Origin of the sequence: Vibrio hepatarius, assembly GCF_018860525.1 — a bacterium.
In the GTDB taxonomy this organism is placed as follows: Bacteria; Pseudomonadota; Gammaproteobacteria; order Enterobacterales; family Vibrionaceae; genus Vibrio; species Vibrio hepatarius_B.
Genome location: NZ_JAHKPM010000031.1, coordinates 1 through 1902 on the forward strand (window position 1 = coordinate 1; position 1902 = coordinate 1902).

At 42.1% G+C, this 1902-nt stretch carries 1 protein-coding gene and 1 pseudogene; one reads left to right on the forward strand and one right to left on the reverse strand.

From position 1 onward, the window contains the following. The coding region (locus KO511_RS08695; protein ID WP_215987059.1) for a hypothetical protein at nucleotides 1-1152 on the reverse strand (1152 nt) is incomplete at its 3' end. 376 nt (nucleotides 1153-1528) lie between these two features. Between KO511_RS08695 and KO511_RS08700 the strand changes: the two are divergent. After that, nucleotides 1529-1890: pseudogene (locus tag KO511_RS08700) on the forward strand (regulator). The last annotated feature ends 12 nt before the right edge of the window (nucleotides 1891-1902 follow it).

A 1902-nucleotide genomic window follows, 5' to 3' on the forward strand; every position in this document is an offset into this window, starting at 1 on the left:
TCCAACAGCGGCTACCGCCAATATTGGGGCCGAAGCCGTAACGCCTATAATCAGAGCTATACCCTCAACAGCAGCAACAGCAGCCCCTACTCCTAAGGTTCCACCTTTGGCTCCTCCATATACGCCACCAATAAAGCCTGCCACTTCACGTGTAGTCGTCTTACCACAATCACCTTTACCATCGACCTTACAGGCTTCATAGATGCTGTCTACTCCACTGACCGCACCGACCATTAAGCCTATGTATCCCAATCCTCTCGCAGATGAAATGCCAATAGAAATATTGCCGATACGCTTACCTAAATCTTTCACAAAACCTGTCTTTAGAATTTCATCCGCGTTGTGAATTACTGATTTGGTAGACAACTTTAGATTGCGCTTGATTTGAGTATAAATAGGGAGTTGAACGCTACGCTTAGACAGCATGGCAAATGAGCCATCAAGCTTTTTAAATAGGCCCGCACGTTCAGAAACAAAGGTTCCGTAGTTGACCCCGCCTGTTCTGCTTGCCATCGCTACTTGAGAAGCGTACAAATCATTTATTTCTAAAAGCACGCCTTGGATGTTTTTCAGATTCTGCTCAACAAGTGCCGATGTAGTCCCAACGCCTGTAGAGACCTGTGCATAGTAGTCGGAAGGTAAACCGTCAGCCCTAATTCGCTCATCGAGTTGATGCGAGAACAATTCAAAGTGACGGTTCAGGGTATCAACTTCCTCATCCAGAAGCTTTCCTAATTCTTTACTGGCAATCTTTGCTTGATCAAGCCACTCATCAAGCAACTTCTTATCTTCTGGTGTTTTCGGCTCTGTTGTCGGAAGAAGCACAATCTCACCCTCTCGAACAGGCTCGTTAAGGTGTGAATTACAGCTTTTTATATACTGCTTTTGATCTTCTTTAGTTTCAGCAGTAAACAAACTTGCCCATAAAGCCTCTTGAGGTTGAGTAGTTGGCGACTGCAACCAGCCAAGTTCAAAAACTCGTGCTGCTTTTTCGCGCTCAGCAATAACCCGTTCACGGTTCTCAGCCCAACGTTTCTCATCCTTCTCTGTATAGGTTAATTCTTCCCTGCGCTGTTGCCGGTGACGTGCCGCTCTTTCTCTTGTGGTTTCTTGCCTTTCTTCAGGGGCATATGGGAAAGATTTATACCGCATATAAGTTCGCTTATAAAAAAATAAAAGGGATGATACCAATAGTTTCAGCTAGTTATCATACCTAATAAAGCATTTTGATGCATTAACCAACGAAATAGTCATTTTGACTACTGAAACGCTCAAAGTGACACTTTGCATTCGGTTTTAAAGAGTAAATATTGGTAGAGGTAGTAATCGTTAACATAACCAGAGTGGGTTCTGATTATGACTTTTGGACAAAAATACGTTACTAAAAATTGAATATTAGCAATTCGTGAATAACTTCTTATAAGGCAAACATTGCCAGTCAATACGCCTTCGTACAGTGCGCACTTTGTTCAATTGTGTTCACTGCCACTTGTATCATTTAAATCTCTGACTTTTAAGAGAGTTAATTATGAAGTATCACGAAATGACCAAAAACTATATTTTTCGTGAATTTGAATGCGGCCTAACGGTAGAAGAAACAGCCGAACTTTGTTTTAAAAGTGTGAGGGCAATCAAAGAGTGGAATAAAGGCAAAGTAATCCCGAAAGAGTGTAAGCGTCTTATGAGATTTTCCAGTGGGAGACAATTGTCTGCTTATGAATGTTGGAGTGAGTTCCGAATGCTGAGTGACAAATTGGAGTTACCGACAGGTCAACTTGTTACTCCTCAAGAATAATTGCGGGTATAGCACTACTACACATTCAGTCCGAATTAGAGATCGCAACGACTACAAAACTATTGAGATTCGCCAGAGCACTCGCAAAAATATAAGTTCTAAGGGCT